At 59.3% G+C, this 14,765-nt stretch carries 12 protein-coding genes and 4 tRNA genes; 3 read left to right on the top strand and 13 right to left on the bottom strand.

Translation table 11 applies throughout. From position 1 onward, the window contains the following. Window positions 1–3 precede the first annotated feature (3 nt). From IEV00_RS04760 to IEV00_RS04770, 3 genes are all read right to left on the bottom strand, one after another. Window positions 4–1,326: an MFS transporter gene (locus IEV00_RS04760; protein WP_188359140.1), complete on the bottom strand. Its 1,323-nt coding sequence runs from the start codon at window positions 1,324–1,326 to the stop codon at window positions 4–6. A gap of 61 nt (window positions 1,327–1,387) precedes the next feature. Then, the gene (locus IEV00_RS04765) at window positions 1,388–1,846 is read right to left on the bottom strand and encodes a MaoC family dehydratase (protein ID WP_188359141.1); all 459 of its coding nucleotides are present in this window, start codon (window positions 1,844–1,846) and stop codon (window positions 1,388–1,390) included. A gap of 5 nt (window positions 1,847–1,851) precedes the next feature. Then, window positions 1,852–2,310, bottom strand: coding sequence for a MaoC family dehydratase N-terminal domain-containing protein (locus IEV00_RS04770; RefSeq protein ID WP_188359142.1), 459 nt, complete (start codon window positions 2,308–2,310; stop codon window positions 1,852–1,854). A gap of 104 nt (window positions 2,311–2,414) precedes the next feature. On the opposite strand from IEV00_RS04770, the gene IEV00_RS04775 reads away from it, so the two are divergent. Further along, window positions 2,415–3,704 (top strand): Nramp family divalent metal transporter, encoded by a 1,290-nt coding sequence (locus tag IEV00_RS04775; protein WP_188359143.1) that lies wholly within the window; start codon window positions 2,415–2,417, stop codon window positions 3,702–3,704. Between the two features lie 45 nt (window positions 3,705–3,749). Here the strand turns inward: IEV00_RS04775 and IEV00_RS04780 are convergent. From IEV00_RS04780 to IEV00_RS04800, 5 genes are all read right to left on the bottom strand, one after another. Beyond that, window positions 3,750–3,821: transfer RNA gene (locus tag IEV00_RS04780), tRNA-Thr, on the bottom strand. Window position 3,822: 1 nt separating this feature from the next. Beyond that, a tRNA-Met gene (locus IEV00_RS04785) sits at window positions 3,823–3,896 on the bottom strand. A 28-nt stretch (window positions 3,897–3,924) separates the two neighbouring features. Continuing rightward, window positions 3,925–3,996: transfer RNA gene (locus IEV00_RS04790), tRNA-Thr, on the bottom strand. Between the two features lie 94 nt (window positions 3,997–4,090). After that, window positions 4,091–5,971, bottom strand: a complete 1,881-nt coding sequence (locus tag IEV00_RS04795) for a DEAD/DEAH box helicase (RefSeq protein ID WP_229723058.1) — start codon at window positions 5,969–5,971, stop codon at window positions 4,091–4,093. A 390-nt stretch (window positions 5,972–6,361) separates the two neighbouring features. Beyond that, window positions 6,362–7,894: a DUF2079 domain-containing protein gene (locus tag IEV00_RS04800; RefSeq protein ID WP_188359145.1), complete on the bottom strand. Its 1,533-nt coding sequence runs from the start codon at window positions 7,892–7,894 to the stop codon at window positions 6,362–6,364. A 93-nt stretch (window positions 7,895–7,987) separates the two neighbouring features. Here IEV00_RS04800 and IEV00_RS04805 point away from each other — a divergent pair, with 93 nt between their 5' ends. Continuing rightward, complete coding sequence (locus tag IEV00_RS04805) at window positions 7,988–8,989, top strand: DNA-3-methyladenine glycosylase family protein (protein WP_188359146.1); 1,002 nt, start codon at window positions 7,988–7,990, stop codon at window positions 8,987–8,989. A 714-nt stretch (window positions 8,990–9,703) separates the two neighbouring features. Here IEV00_RS04805 and trxA read toward each other — a convergent pair. The 3 genes from trxA to IEV00_RS04820 form a co-directional block, all read right to left on the bottom strand. Then, window positions 9,704–10,087, bottom strand: coding sequence for a thioredoxin (gene trxA / locus IEV00_RS04810; protein WP_188359147.1), 384 nt, complete (start codon window positions 10,085–10,087; stop codon window positions 9,704–9,706). Window positions 10,088–10,233: 146 nt separating this feature from the next. Continuing rightward, a tRNA-Tyr gene (locus IEV00_RS04815) sits at window positions 10,234–10,315 on the bottom strand. Between the two features lie 106 nt (window positions 10,316–10,421). Further along, window positions 10,422–10,673 carry a hypothetical protein gene (locus IEV00_RS04820; RefSeq protein ID WP_188359148.1) on the bottom strand — a complete coding sequence of 84 codons (252 nt, stop codon included), beginning with the start codon at window positions 10,671–10,673 and terminating at the stop codon, window positions 10,422–10,424. 136 nt (window positions 10,674–10,809) lie between these two features. Here IEV00_RS04820 and IEV00_RS04825 point away from each other — a divergent pair, with 136 nt between their 5' ends. Next, complete coding sequence (locus IEV00_RS04825; RefSeq protein ID WP_188359149.1) at window positions 10,810–11,301, top strand: YajQ family cyclic di-GMP-binding protein; 492 nt, start codon at window positions 10,810–10,812, stop codon at window positions 11,299–11,301. 195 nt (window positions 11,302–11,496) lie between these two features. Here the strand turns inward: IEV00_RS04825 and htpX are convergent, their stop codons facing one another. After that, a complete protein-coding gene (gene htpX, locus IEV00_RS04830) occupies window positions 11,497–12,387 on the bottom strand; it encodes a zinc metalloprotease HtpX (protein WP_188359150.1) in 891 nt (296 codons plus the stop codon). A 47-nt stretch (window positions 12,388–12,434) separates the two neighbouring features. After that, entirely contained in the window at window positions 12,435–14,705 is a 2,271-nt protein-coding gene (locus IEV00_RS04835; RefSeq protein WP_188359151.1) for a sigma-70 family RNA polymerase sigma factor, read from the bottom strand. Between the last annotated feature and the right edge of the window lie 60 nt (window positions 14,706–14,765).

A 14,765-nucleotide genomic window follows, 5' to 3' on the forward strand; every position in this document is an offset into this window, starting at 1 on the left:
TCTCTAGTCTACCCTTTTTGGTTTTTCGGCTTCGGCCGAGGAGCTCTGAGGCTCAGGCACGATTGTTATTTCACCGGTGTGCGGATAAATAGTGGGTATGGTCTCGGTGTAAATGGCACCGTGCTCCCTGGTGCCCTTCTCCGGCTCAAGATAGCGGGTGAGATAGAGCGAGAGCGCCACAAAAATGAGCACCGCCAGCAGACCGTTACGAATACCAAAGTGCTCGCCCAGCAGACCGAGAATGGGCGGCCCGCCCAAGAAAGCGCCGTAGCCGATGGTGGAGACCACCGAAACCCGCACCGCTGATTTGAGAGGGTCGTCTGAGGCTGCCGACATACCGGTGGGAAAGCCCAGAGAGGCGCCCACGCCCCAGATAAAGAGACCCACAAAACCCAGCGGCAGGCTGGGCGAAAAAATAAAGATTGCCAGCCCCAGAATCGCCAGCGAACAGGTAACTCTCAGCACCTTCACCCTGCCAAAGCGGTTCAGGAACCAGGTGCCGGAGAGCCTGCCGGTCATCATCGCCACCACAAACATGGTGTAGCCCAGGGAGCCTACGGTTTTGTTGGTTCCGTAGTCATCGGTCAGGGCCAGCGCCACCCAGTCGTTGGCCGAGCCCTCAGCCAGCGCCATGCCCAGCACAAAAAGCCCAATCAAAATGGTGTGCTTATCGCGCCAGGCATCGCGTACCCGGTAGTTTCCCACGGCGGCGAGCGCCTGAGTGTCGTCCTGCCCGTAGTTCTCGCTGTGGCAGCGGGTGAGGCTGAAGAGAACGATGGCGAGAATGACGACGGCGAAATAGAGCATGTGCCAGAGGAAGGGCACGCCCAGCTTGGTATCCAGGGAGCCCACTCCGGCACCCAGCACGGTTCCGATAGAGAAGAAGCCGTGCATGATGGGGGTGACGAAGCGGCCCAGGGCGCGCTCGGCGGAAACGCCCTGCACGTTGGCAGCGACGTTGGAGACCGCCGTCCCCAGCCCCTGCATCACCAGGCCCACCACAGCCAGCGCCACCGTGCTCAGATGTACGGCAAGGCCCACCAGGGAGATACCGCAGCAGGCAACCAGGTAGCCGAGCACCAGGCAGGTACGGGAGCCCAGCTTTGAAACCAGGATGCCCGAGACGGTCACCGCGCAGAAGGAGCCTAGAGTCATGCCCAGTAGCAGGGCGCCCATGGGGCCGGGGCTGAGGTTCAGACCGGTAGCGACGTCGGGTAGTCGGGCCAGAAGCGAGGCGGTCAGTAGCCCGGAGGCGAAAAAGATAGCCAGGACGGCGCGGTACCAGCGGTTAATCTCAGTTTTGGTGAGAGCGGCGGATGAAACCACAGAGGGAGGAACCTTCCACAGAAATATGGGATTTATTCAAATTTTCCCGCGAGGGCGGTGGCTAGAGCTGCACCAGGGCCTGGGCCTTGCCCAGCACCTTCTGCTCTTTGCCCTCGGTATCGGGGGCTGAAACCGTCAGATCAACCCGGGCGGTGCGGGCTTCTTCATCCAGGGCACCAATCGTACCGCTTACGGAAATTACGTTGCCGCCGGTGGCCGGGTTCTCGGCGCCCTGAGCATCGGGCACCGGCACCGGCTTGGTGAAACGGGTCTGGTAGTCCATAATAGCGCCAGGATCACCCACCCAGTCGGTCACCAGCTGTACAGCCGCTCCCATGGTAAACATGCCGTGGGCAATCACACCGGGCAGGCCCACCTCGGTGGCAAAGCGCTCGTTCCAGTGAATCGGGTTAAAGTCACCGGAGGCCCCGGCGTAGCGCACCAAGTCAGCGCGAGTTACCGAGATGTCTCGGCTACCGATTTCCTCGCCCTTTTCAAGATTTTCAAACTGTACCTTCATGGTTCTTAGCTCTCCCCTCGCACCAGCAAAGACGAAACACAGGTCGCCACGGGCTGCCCAGCGGCGTCCTTAATCTCCTCGCGGGTGGTCAGCATAGCGCCGGCGCCCATAGCGCGCAGCTTATCGACGTGTACCTCGGTGCTCAGCTCATCGCCGGCCACAATCGGCCGGTGGTGGGTGAACCGCTGATCAGCGTGGACGACGCGTGAGAAGTCGATGCCCGCGCCCGGGTCTTGAATCAGCGCGGCGTCTGCCTTCTGCGCCAGGATGATAGCGAAGGTCGGCGGAGCAACCAGATCGGCATATCCTGCCTGCTGGGCAGCTTCAACATCAAAGTGCAGGGCGTTCTCAGCCTTGACGGCGCGGGCGAAGTCGCGAATGTGCTCGCGGCCCACCTGAAATACCTCGCGGGCGGGATAAACCCTGCCCACAATCTCGGGGTTAATACCTTTAGTTTCAGACATGGTTTTAGTCTATCGGGTTTAGGGAAACGGCATAATTTTACCCGCGTGTGACAGGTGACGTGTAACACTGGTTGTCGATTGTTTCTTACGAACAGGGAGTACCCATGAACAAGCATGAAAAATTCCTGACCCACCTGGTAGACCCCAATGAACCGGTGGACCGCGCCCAAAAATACAAGATCATTGGGCCGGGTCTGGTGGTGGCTGCCACCGGCATCGGCGCAGCCGACCTGGTGGCGACCCTGGTAGCGGGCTCCCGCTACGGCTACGCCCTGATGTGGGCAATCGTGGTGGGCGTGATTATGAAAATTGTGCTGGTTGAAGGAGCTGGCCGCTACAGCCTGGCCACCGGCCGCACCATGTTTGAGGGCTGGCGCACCCTGGGTCGCTGGACCTCTGTCTACTTCGGCCCCTACATTCTCATTTGGGGCTTTGTCTACGGCGCCACCGCCATGAGTTCAGCCGCCATGCCGCTGGCGGTTCTCTTTCCCTTTCTACCGCTCTGGGGCTGGGCTATCATCATGGGTCTGATTGGCTTCGGCATGGTCTGGCTGGGTAAGTACCAGGCCATTGAAAAAATCACCGCGGTTCTGGTGGGCCTGATGTTCATTCTCATTGTGGGCCTAGCCCTGCTGACCCTGCCCAATGTTCCCGCCCTGCTTAAGGGGCTTATTCCCATGATTCCCTCCGGTGGTGTTACCTACACCCTCGCCTTGGCAGGCTCGGTGGGCGGCACCATTACCCTGGCCGCCTACGGCTACTGGCTGAGGGAAAAAGGGTGGGGCTCCCCTCGCTTCATGCGGGTGATGCAGCTGGATAACACGGTTGCCTACCTGATTTCCGGTATCTTCGTGGCGTCAACCCTCGTGCTGGGCGTGGAGGTTCTCTACTCCGCCGGAGTTGCTGTCTCCACCGGCGACAAGGGTCTACTTGACCTGGCAGACGTGCTGAAGGGCCGCTACGGTACCGTGATTGGCAACCTCTTTCTTGTCGGTTTCTGGGCTGCTTCTTTCTCATCCATTATTGGCGTGTGGTCTGGCGTTTCCCTCATGTTTGCCGACTTCTGGGGCAACATGCGCAACAAGCCCACCGGTCACCCCGATACCATGACCGGCGGTAAGTACTTCAAGTTCTACCTGCTGTGGATTACTTTTCCGCCCATGCTCCTCTTCTTCCTTGACCGCCCGATTTTCCTGATTCTGCTCTACGGCGTTTTGGGAGCCCTCTTTATGCCCTTCCTCGCTGTAACCCTGCTCTGGATTCTCAATACCCGGCGGGTTCCCGATCAGTGGCGCAACGGTTGGTTCACCAACATCACCCTGGCAGTCTGCGCTGTGCTTTTCGTGGCGCTGGGTGTCTACCAGACCATCGACGCGGTGGTGAAGGTTCTCTAGGCAAAGAAAAAACCTGTCAAGCAATCTGCTTGACAGGTTTGTCTGAGCCCCGACCGGGAATCGATCCCGGGACCTCCATCTTACCAAGATGGCGCTCTACCACTGAGCTATCGGGGCGTAGCGGTGGACGGGCTCGATCCGTCGACCTCACGATTATGAGTCGTGCGCTCTAACCAGCTGAGCTACACCGCCATGTATGAACTGTATGGGCTCATACGAGAGCCCCGACCGGGAATCGATCCCGGGACCTCCATCTTACCAAGATGGCGCTCTACCACTGAGCTATCGGGGCAACAGAGAATACTCTACCGATTCTCTGCGGGTAGTGCAAATTGAATTTGTGCTTTTTGGCGTGTTCTGCACCACCCTAAATTAGGGGGAAGAAGTTAGAACTTCTTGCCACCCTTACGGTCTTTCTTGAAGCCGCCGCCGAAGCCACCGCGACGGTCGTCCCGGTCGAACTTACGGCCACCAAAGCCGCGGCCTCCCCGGCGATCATCGCGGTCGAACTTGCGGCCTCCGCCGAAACCACGGCCGCCTTTCTTGGGGCCGTCGTCCTTGGTAATGTCCAGCGGCTGACCGTTGAGCTCGGTGTTCTCCAGGCGGTCAAAGAAGTCCCGCGGAAGATCCTCGGGCAGACCCACGATGGTGAAGTGCTTACGGATATCAATGGAACCAACCTGGTTACCCTTGATACCGCCCTCGTTGGTCAGGGCACCCACAATCATGCCGGGGTTCACGCGGTTCACGTGGCCCACCTGCAGCTTGTAGTCCACCATGCCCTCTTCAGAGCGGCGGCCCTTACGCTCGCGGCGCTCGCCACCGCGGTCGTCGTCCTCGAAACGGTCGCGGCCGCGGCCCTTAGCGGGAATCGTCTCTTCGGCAAAGAAGGGGCGACCCTGCTGGGCGATCACAGCGATAGCGGCTGCGATCTCTAGCGCGTCTACGTCGTTTTCATTCTCGTAGGCGGTGATAATCTCGCGGAAGATCGAAAGATCTTCGGTCTCAATGGTGTCGGTAATCTGCTGGGCAAAACGAGTCTTGCGGTTCTCGTTGACGTCATCGACAGAAGGCATGTGCATGAGCTCAACCTTCTGGCGGGTTGCCTTCTCAATCTGGCGCAGCATGTACTTCTCACGGGGAGTCATGAAGAGGATAGCCTCACCGTCGCGGCCAGCACGGCCGGTACGGCCAATGCGGTGCACGTAAGACTCGGTGTCGTGAGGAATGTCGTAGTTAACCACCAGGGAAATACGCTCAACGTCAAGACCGCGAGCGGCAACGTCGGTGGCAATCAGAATATCAATACGACCGTCGCGCAGGGAGTCAACGGTACGCTCGCGCAGGTTCTGCGGAATGTCGCCGTTAATCGCTGCCGCCTGGTAGCCGCGGGCCTTGAGCTTATCGGCCAGTTCCTCGGTTTCCTTCTTGGTGCGCACGAAGGCGATCACGCCGTCATAGTCCCCCACCTCAAGCACGCGGGTCATCGCCTCGAGCTTATGGGAGTGCATCACCTGCATGTAGCGCTGCTTGATGTTGGCCGAGGTGGTGGTCTTAGCCTTAACCCGAACCTCGCTGGGATCGTTGAGGTACTGGTCTGCAATCTTGCGGATTGACTTGGGCATGGTTGCCGAGAAGAGGGCAACCTGCTTCTCTTCGGGGGTCTTCTCGAAGATTTCCTCCACGGCCTCCTGGAAGCCCATGCGCAGCATTTCGTCTGCTTCATCGAGCACCAGGTACTGCAGGTTGGAAAGGTCCAGGGAGCCCTTGTTCAGGTGGTCAATCACGCGGCCGGGGGTACCCACTACAATCTGGGCACCGCGGCGCAGGCCGTTGAGCTGGGGGCCGTAGGGGGAGCCGCCGTAGATGGGCAGCACGGTAAAGCCCTCAAGCTGGGTGGTGTAGGAACCAAAGGCCTCGGCTACCTGAAGTGCCAGCTCGCGGGTGGGGGCCAGCACCAGAACCTGAACATCCTTGGAGGGGCCGTTGACATCTGCCAGCTCAGCCAGGCGAGACAGGGCGGGCAGGGCAAAGGCTGCGGTTTTACCGGTACCGGTCTGGGCCAGACCCATGACGTCCTTGCCCTCGAGCAGCAGCGGAATAGTCTGTTCCTGAATGGGAGAAGGGGTTTCATAGCCGACCTCTTCAACGGCTGCCAGAACGCGGGGGTCCAGGCCAAGATCAGCGAATTTCACGCCTTTTTCTTCGGTTTTGTTCTCTACATTATCGAGAGTGGGCTCAATGAAAGCCGGTTCTGCTACGGACACAGAGTTTTCTTTAGTCAATTTTCCTCAATCGAGTGGGAACGGCAGCACCCGGCAGAGGTGCTGTACCGGTTTCCCCCTTCAATATGCTCGCAAAACCAGTCTTCCACTCAGTCAGTGAATCTGTTCATGGGCGCAATGATGCACGAAAATTTCGTGAGTCTTTCTGAACGCTTCTCTTCCCTGTGTCTGAGGGAGTCTATGAGCGTTGATGCACTCTTGGGCGAGCTGTCATCTTCTAACCGTTTTCGAGCAACCTATCTGAGGCTGCTCGTGCGCTGTGTTTTCAGTCGGTTGGCGCGGGTCATCGGGGTTATCCGGTGTGTACAGGTTCAACCTTACAGCAGGGCAGGAGAAAAAGGTGGAGCTGGTGATAAAGGGTACAACACACTTTTAGCTGCTCTTCTTGACCACCGAGATGCTGCCCACCTGCCGCTCGAGCTCGTAGACCTGCCCGTAGCGCTGCTGGGCGTAGGCAACCGGGTCTGCTGGCGGGTTGCCGCCCCAGGCGGTTCCCAGCGAGTCAATCACCACGTAATCTGGCGCCGGCTCCCCCTCATGGCCAATCCAGTAGACGGTGTGGTCGGGTATGAGGTAGGTCAGTACCGAGAGGTCTGCGGCCACGACGGTGCCTGCGGGAATGGAGTCGATGACCCGCTGTTTTTCTTGATCGGAGGACGACGCCGCGGCGGTGGCGAAAGCGGGGTCGGCGAGGCGGGCCAGCGGCAGGCCGGGGGTAAGAACCAGGGCAACCACCAGCGCCACCGCTGAGAAAACGGTGGGGGCACAAGCGCGCCAGGCCGGCCGCTTGAACCCGGCCAGGGAGTCGGCCAGCGCCAGGAACACCACCGGCATCAGCACCAGGGAGTAGTGCCAGGTGGAGTCCCAGTAGCCCTCGTTGGTGGAGAGAAAGCGCCAGGCGAGGGTGGGCAGAGCCACCAGGGCCAGGGGCGAGAAGACCCAGATGGCAACTCCCACCAGCAGAAGAAGACCCAGGCTCTGGGCCTTCTGCCAGGGGTAGAACATTTGACCCAGCCCCTGCAGGGGGTCTCCCAGAGCTCCCGCTAAATCTACGCGGTCTGCGTAGTCGAAGACCCCAGAGGTGTTGAAGAAAGGGAGAATGAACTTCATGGCCAGCAGAGACCAGCCAAAGCCCCAGAGCACCAGGAAACTCGCCTCAAGCACAGCGGGGGTGCGCACCCACGATCGGGCTGTGCTGAGCAAGCGGGAAGAGAATTTTTCATCCTCCGCTGAGATGCTGGAGGCGGAGGGAAAGAGAAGATCGACTGCCTGCCTGAGCCAGCCCGAGCGAAGAATCACCGCAATGCCAACCAGGGCGGCGGTCACGCCCAAATCCTCTTTGACAAAGGCAAGGGGCATAGCCCACCAGACAGCCTTTTTCAGGTGGTTTGCGGCTTGCCCCTGTGCCCTGGCCAACACCAGGTGCCCCAGCGAAGCAGCAAGAAAAGGCAGAGCAAAAGCTACTTCGTGGAACTGAACGTAAACGGCATTTTGAACCCCGAAACTCAGGGCATAGGCCAGCCCCAGCAGGGCAGCAACCCCCCGCCCCAGAACCCGCTGGGCAACCGCCGTCATGATAAAGACAGAAACCGCAACCAGGGCGTTCTGCACCAGAAGCAGGGTCAGCGGTGAGGGGAAGAGCCAGTAGATGGGCCCCAGCAGAACCAGGATGGGGTGAAAATGGTCGCCCCAGAGGTTGAAGCCCGCCCCCTTAATTTCAACGATCGGCGGTAGCTGGAACCTGGCGTAGTCCTGGGCCAGCTGGGTAAAAATACCCAGGTCCCAGGAGGGGGTGACAAAATGTCTGTACTGGAAGAAGGAAAACACGCTGTAGAGCGCAAAGCTCGCCAGCGCCAGCAGGGCAGGAAGCCCCAGCTGCCGGGTTTTGCTTTTGATTTGCTGCACGAGTTTTCCCCTTGGTTTAGGTGCTCTTCAAATTTCAAGGGTACAGCCTGCCCGGATTCAGCGCACACCGGGCTGGAGTGAGAAAATGAGGTCGTGTATTCAGCCACCGTCACCGTTACCCCGCCCTTTCCCGTTAGTCTGGGCTCTGTTGTGGCGCCCTGGAGCAGGGGTAATCAAGACCCGGTGGCGCGGGCAGGTGCCGGTGGAGCTCCTTCTTTCTGGACGAGCGCTCGAGTGGGTTCCACGCCCGTCGTCCTGCGCTTCGAGCAGGAAACCCGCCGGGCTGCTCCTACCGCCGAACGCTATCTGGCTCCCATTCATGTACGGCTGTGGGCAGAGCGCTCTGCCGCTGGACTGGCGGCTATCGAGGCACTGAGCGCTGACCTCGATGCCTGGGTGGGCGCCCGCGATGACTGGTCAGATTTTCTGGGCTCCCCCGCCTACGCCCACCTCCCCGAGCAGCTTCAGCTGGCCCACCGCGAGCACCCCGGTCTGCGCCTGGGAGCCACCGGCCAGCTCACCTGGCACGCTATCTCGGCCATCACCGAACAGCGGGTCACCGGAATTGAGGCAATGGGCGGACTTCGCGCCGTCCTGCGCCGCATCGCAGAGCCCCTGCCGAATACGGGTCTGGCCGACCAGCCCCGCGGTATGCTCTTTTTTCCCGTCACAGCGTCTTTTCTCGAAGTTCCCAGCTGGATTTGGCACCGGGCCGGCTACGATTCCGCCCGCTCACGCGCCGTCCTCGAATACGCCCGCCGCGCAGACTCCCTCGAGAAAATCGCGCAGACCCGCAGCGCCGCGGAGCTCTCCACCGCCCTGCACTCGATTTCGGGTATTGGCCCCTGGACCATCGCCGAAATCCTGCAGAGAACCCACGGCCACCCCGACGCCGTGAGCGTGGGCGACTACCACCTGGCCAAGCACGTGGGCTGGGCTTTTGAGCAAAAGCGCGCGGACGACGCCCGTATGCTTCAGCTGCTGGCCCCCTTCACCGGGCACCGCAACCGGGTGGTCGCCCTGATTAAGGCCGCCCGGATTGAGGCCCCCAAGCACGGGGCCCGGCTGGCACCGCAGGACCACCGGCACCACTAGCCCGCCCCCTGCTCCCGGGGGTGTCAGGATCAGGGAAGAAGAAAAGGGCTATAGGCAGAAAAGTATGTCCCGCCCCGCATCAACAACCACCAGGCAACCAGCCCCACAACTTAGCCCCAGAAGCTAACCCCAGTCCTCCCCCACCCAAAACTCCAGCACCTGCAATATGGACCAGTCGTGAATTTTGAGCTGAAACAAGCTCTCGGTACACATAGATTCCTGTTAGTAGACCTCAGGTACAAGCAAATTCCCGTGAAGAGGCCAAAGGTACACGTGAAGTCCCCAGGTACAAGACAATACTTGTACTCGGGGACTTCACTTGTACCCTAGATAGCCCGGCAAGAAGAAACCTATACCTTGTCATCGCTGAGCTTTCCCGAGAGGCCATTTTTATACCGAAAATCGGAGAAAAACGGTATAAAAATGGCCACTCGGCGATTATGGCAGACCGTGCAGTTGCCCCTGTGCTCGTCGAGTCGCCGTTTCAACGACGTTTCGCCGGTTCGTTACCGGCGAAACGTCGTTGAAGCGGCGTCTGTAATCTAAGCGGCGACTCAGTGCGCTTGCCTATTCTTGAAAAACACCCAGCATGTTAGAAGAGGCGCTTTTCTGCCGCTATCGCGGATGACAAGCCCAGGGAGCACACTTTTCTTCCCACAATCACAAGAAAAAGGGCGTCTTCCTGACCGGAAGACGCCCCTCTACTAAAACCTATTATGCTTGCTTGTTAGCCTCGGCAGCCTCTGCCTCAGCAACCTGCTGACGCACCTCGTCCATGTCGAGGTCGCGAACAGCCTGAATCACCTGGTCAAACTGGTTACCGTTGAGTGCACCGGGCTGAGAGAAGACCAGAATGCCCTCGCGGAAAGCCATCAGGGTGGGGATAGAAGAAATACCCGCAGCCGCTGCCAGCTCCTGCTGATCCTCGGTATCTACCTTGCCGAAGGTAATGTCGGAGTGCTGCTCAGATGCTTCCTCAAAAACGGGAGCGAACTGCTTACAGGGGCCGCACCAGTCAGCCCAGAAGTCCAAGAACAGAATGTCGCTGTTCTCAACGGTCTGAGTGAGGTTTTCCTGAGTAATTTCTTGTGTAGCCATGCTGTTTACACTACCTTTCTTCCTAGTCACTGCCAACCTAATTTCTCTCTCAATGAATCTGGCCCGCTTACGCGGTGGTTGGCACCGTACTCAGGGCATAACAAAAATCCCGGTTTGGATATTTCCAAACCGGGATTCTTAGTGGGTGGCAGATGAGGGATTCGAACCCCCGTAGGCAGTGCCAGCTGATTTACAGTCAGCCCCCTTTGGCCGCTCGGGTAATCTGCCGCAACCAAATATTTGGTTGTCCATTCGCATGAGCGAACGTGACTACACTACCGGAGATTTTCAGCCAAAGTAAAATCAAAACTCAGTTTTGTGACAAAGGCAACTTTTAAGCCCCGATCGGGGTTGATTCTTCAATACGGGCCTGCTCTACCCGCAAACGCATTTCGAAGTGCTCCAGGTAGGCATACCCCTGGTCGACAGTACACATGCCACCGCGAATTTCACGCACGATGTCTTCAAAAACGCCCTGGAAGCGATCTTTCAATTCTGGCAGGTAGATAGAATCGCCCAGCGCCAGCAGTAGCTCGGCATCTTCAGCCGACAGAATCTCACGCAGGGCTTGCTTATTCTTCTTCATAAACACCATTGTTCCTGCCCAACATTAAATTCAGCTGAGAATTAGGTCACGAGTCTGTAACGTTTATGATTAACTCCAACCCCGCGGTGAAGCATGTACGGTGGAAAGTGAAAACCCTTGAGTAGAAGGAGAAACCATGGCCAGCGAATCATCATTCGATGTTGTATCTAAGGTAGACAAGCAGGAAGTTTCCAACGCGCTAAACCAGGCCTCGAAAGAGGTAGCGCAGCGCTACGATTTCCGCGGTGTGGGTGCCGACATCGACTTTTCCGGCGAGAAGATTCTCATTAAGGCAAATTCCGAGGAACGCGCCCTGGCCGTGCTCGATGTTTTCCAGTCCAAGCTGGTCAAGCGCGGCATCTCCCTCAAATCGCTGGATTCAGGCGAGCCCTATGCCTCGGGCAAGGAATACCGCATTGAGTCCTCCATCAAGGAGGGCATTGCCCAAGACCAGGCAAAGAAGATCACCAAGCTCATCCGCGATGAAGGCCCCAAGGGAGTCAAGGCTGTTATCCAGGGCGACGAGCTGCGCGTCTCTTCCAAGTCCCGCGACGACCTGCAGGAGGTCATCGCCCTGCTGAAGGGAGCCGACCTGGAGGTAGATCTGCAGTTCGTGAACTACCGCTAGGACGACGCCTCAGCCACAGCAGAGCGCGGAAAGCAACTGACGCAACAGCCGCGGGGAGTCGCTAGCGCCTGATTCCCTCAAAACGCCGCAAGCCCCTAGAGGGCTTGGGGCGTTTTTTCAGTCCATACGGCGCGTCGCGGCTCCCCGCGGCGTGATGACTCCCCATGCGCTGTCTTTAGCTGCTTTAACAGAGCGTTAGAACTGACCCATAGCGCGGGCCTGGTTCTCCAGGCGGGCGATGCGGTCCTCCATGGGCGGATGGGTAGACATCATGTTCTTGAAGTTGCCACCGCGGAAGGGGTTGGCAATCATCATGGAGGCGGTAGAGGCCACCTTGCGGTCTTCGGTGTAGAGCGGGGCCGTATTAATTCCGTTGTGCAGCTTGTGGAGGGCAGAAGCCAGCGCCAGCGGGTCTTCGGTGAGCGCGGCGCCGTCCTCATCGGCGTCATACTCGCGGGTGCGGCTAATCGCCATTTGAATCACCGAGGTGGCGATGGGCGCGAGAAAGGCCAGCGCCAGGGTACCGATTACGTTACCGCCGTTGTTGTCGCGGTTACCCCCGCCGAAAATGCCGGCGAAGCTCAGGTACTGGGCCACCGAGGTAATCACCGTTGCCATAGCGGCGGCAATGGAGCTGGTGAGAATATCGCGGTTGTAGACGTGCATGAGCTCGTGCCCTAACACCCCGCGCATTTCGCGTTCGTTCAGAAGCTGAAGAATGCCCTCGGTGCAGCAGACCGCCGCGTTCTCGGGGTTTCGTCCGGTGGCAAAGGCGTTGGGGGTCATGGTTGGCGCCACATAGAGGCGGGGCATGGGCTTGCCCGCCTTGGCGCTGAGCTCCTCCACAATCTTGTAGAGGCCGGGTACCTGCTCGCGGGTGACCGGGTAGGCGTTCATCGAGCGGATTGCCAGCTTATCTGAATTCCAGTAGCTGTAGGCAACTGTTGCCACCCCGATCAGGGCGAAAATCCAGATGAAGACGCTACTGCGGGTCATCGCGGAAATTGCCGCACCGATGAGCAGGAGAACACCCACCATGCCGCCCATCAGCAACGCGGTTTTAAGTCCGTTGTTGTGTCTATGCATAGTAAATATTTACTCCATGAGGCTGGAATTCAGCTGAACGGGAGGCACTAGAAGAAGGCCCGATGCAGGTCAACGACCTGTTGCCAGCCGTACATCTGTGTCAGAACGTCCTTGGTATAGGGGGAACCGACAAAAGATCGGGGCAGGTACATATTGACCCACTTGTTTTCGCCCTCATCGTTGACATACAGGATGGTGTACATACTGTTATTGGGGGCGAAAGCCGAGGTCTTTCCAAAGTCCGCCCAGTTGACAGAACTAAACCACCGCCAGAAGTCCTCCTCGTTGGATCCTTCAGGTGCCTCGATTTTGGGGGCAGAGTAGGTAGGTTTGGGCTCGGGAATAGCGTCGTCGGACGGCGTTGGCGTAACTTCTCCGGGTGTCTCCCCGGGCTGAGTACCGGGTTCTTCGTCGGGAGAACCAGGTTCCTCAGCGGGAGAGCCGGGCTCTACGCCCTCGGCAGGATCCCCGGATCCAGGAGCAGGAGTTTCGGTATCAGCAGCTGGTTCGCTGGGCTGATCTGCGGGTTGAGTCGGGTTCCCATTTTCAGCAGGGCCGGGCTCTCCGGTCTCAGCTGCCGGGTCAGTTCCGGGGGCAGAAGGCTCTGCCGCCCGGTATTCTTCCTCGCCATCGGTCGCTGTCGGTTCAGTTGCAGGAGCGTCGGGTGCCTCTGCCGTGGGCGTGGGGTCAGCGGCATAGGGGCCAGTCGCCGGCGGTGCTGTCTCAGCCTCGGGCGAGGTACCCTCTGCCGGGGTGGGGGTAGCAGTATTCTGCTGGGGCTCTAGGGGCAGTTCAGATGCCGAGGGAGAGCTGGCACCCGCAGCGCCGTCAGAGACGGAGCCACCCAGAGAAGGGCCGGCCGTTGGCAGGGAGGAGGCTCCAAAACTCAGAGGGGCACGCGGCGTCATACCGTTCCCTGCACCGGGGGCTCCGTCAGCCAGCAGCCGGGAACCAGTGTTAGAGGACAGGCCGGTCGATTCAGACGACCCCACCGAGCCGTCCACGCTACCCGGCGCGCCAAAGGCTCCCAAGCCACTGTTAGCCAGGGCTGAAGAACCGCCGGTATCTCGACCGATCCGGGCAGAAGAAGGGGCCGCAACAGGGGCAGGAACTCGACCCGCCGTGGTAGAACCCGCTGCGGTAGGTGCAGCAGATGAGGGATTCTGCGCATTCCAGGTAGGAGTCTCGGTATAGGGGCTAAACTCTTCCCCCAGGCGGGAGGTCTGCTGCTCCTCTACCTGGGCATAACCCTGGGGGTCTGCCTGGACGTGGTCTGGTTCCTGGTTATTGTCGGCAAGAATCGAGCCGCCCACCACGGCAACCACCGCAACAGCCGTTGCCGCCGCACCCGCAATCACCTGGGCGCCCATGCCCCAGGTTGAGGGCGCGAGAAGAGAAAAGTTCGAGGACGACGCCGTGGCGGCAGAAGACCCGCCCGCGGCCGTACCTGCAGAGCCGTTCTGGCCCACTGTAGAACCGGTAGCGGCCGCCGAAGCTCCACTGCTAGCCGAAACGCCGGCGGCAGTCAGCAGGGTGGCGCCGTCCGTCGTCCACAGCCCCAAGCCCGCCAGTACCGGGAAAACCCAGCTACGCATGGACTTATTAATGCCCACCAGCGAAAGATACTCAGCGGTACAGTGTTTACACTCTTCCATGTGGGAACGCAGTGCGTCAGAGCGCTTTTGGCTCAGCGAACCTCGCACGTAGGGGCTAATAAAAGAATGAAAACGGTGGCACTCGGCAGTGGCCGGTGAATTCTGGTGGGCGCGCAGAAAGCCCTCGCGCAGAGATTCTTTTGCCCGAACCGCCAGGGCTGATACCGCATTGGGAGACAGAGCCATAGCGGTGGCAACCTCGCGCGGCTTCTTCAACTCAATCTCGGTCATCCACAGCACGGTCTGCCACCGCTCAGGCAGGGAGGTAAAGGCAGTCACCACTTCGTGGGACTCGTGGAGCTTCAGCACAGTATCGTCAAGGGAGCCCATCGCCTCAAGATGCTCTTGCTCACTGGGCAGTTCCTTGGCCGAGAGCATTCCGTATTCCCCGGCAAGGTGGGCAATGGTGGTCGAGAGATAGCCGCCCATGTAAGAGTGGGGGCCCTTGCCGTTTTTCAGCGCCTGAAGAATTCGGGCGAAAGATTCAGAGACCACATCATCTACACGAGAAGCATCAGAGGTGTGCTTAAACGCAATAGCCCGCGCCATACCGTAATAGCGCTTATAGAGCTGACCAAACTGGTCAATATCGCCCTCGCGCACAGCCGCGAGCAGAGCCTCATCCGATATCTCTGCGCCACCTAGCGAATGTTGGGTTTGCATGACGAATCTAATTCCATAAAACCGAGAAGCTTAGCTCCAGCCCCCGACTTTCTTCCTGTG

Source organism: Rothia aerolata (genome assembly GCF_014635585.1).
GTDB lineage: Bacteria > Actinomycetota > Actinomycetes > Actinomycetales > Micrococcaceae > Rothia > Rothia aerolata.

What these genes read in the sequence shown, in the direction of transcription:
- IEV00_RS04825 (WP_188359149.1), top strand. Translation starts at nt 10,810, where the DNA reads ATGGCCAGCGAATCATCATTCGATGTTGTATCTAAGGTAGACAAGCAG.
- IEV00_RS04770 (WP_188359142.1), bottom strand. Translation starts at nt 2,310, where the DNA reads ATGTCTGAAACTAAAGGTATTAACCCCGAGATTGTGGGCAGGGTTTAT.
- IEV00_RS04775 (WP_188359143.1), top strand. Translation starts at nt 2,415, where the DNA reads ATGAACAAGCATGAAAAATTCCTGACCCACCTGGTAGACCCCAATGAA.
- htpX (WP_188359150.1), bottom strand. Translation starts at nt 12,387, where the DNA reads ATGCATAGACACAACAACGGACTTAAAACCGCGTTGCTGATGGGCGGC.
- IEV00_RS04820 (WP_188359148.1), bottom strand. Translation starts at nt 10,673, where the DNA reads ATGAAGAAGAATAAGCAAGCCCTGCGTGAGATTCTGTCGGCTGAAGAT.
- trxA (WP_188359147.1), bottom strand. Translation starts at nt 10,087, where the DNA reads ATGGCTACACAAGAAATTACTCAGGAAAACCTCACTCAGACCGTTGAG.
- IEV00_RS04765 (WP_188359141.1), bottom strand. Translation starts at nt 1,846, where the DNA reads ATGAAGGTACAGTTTGAAAATCTTGAAAAGGGCGAGGAAATCGGTAGC.
- IEV00_RS04835 (WP_188359151.1), bottom strand. Translation starts at nt 14,705, where the DNA reads ATGCAAACCCAACATTCGCTAGGTGGCGCAGAGATATCGGATGAGGCT.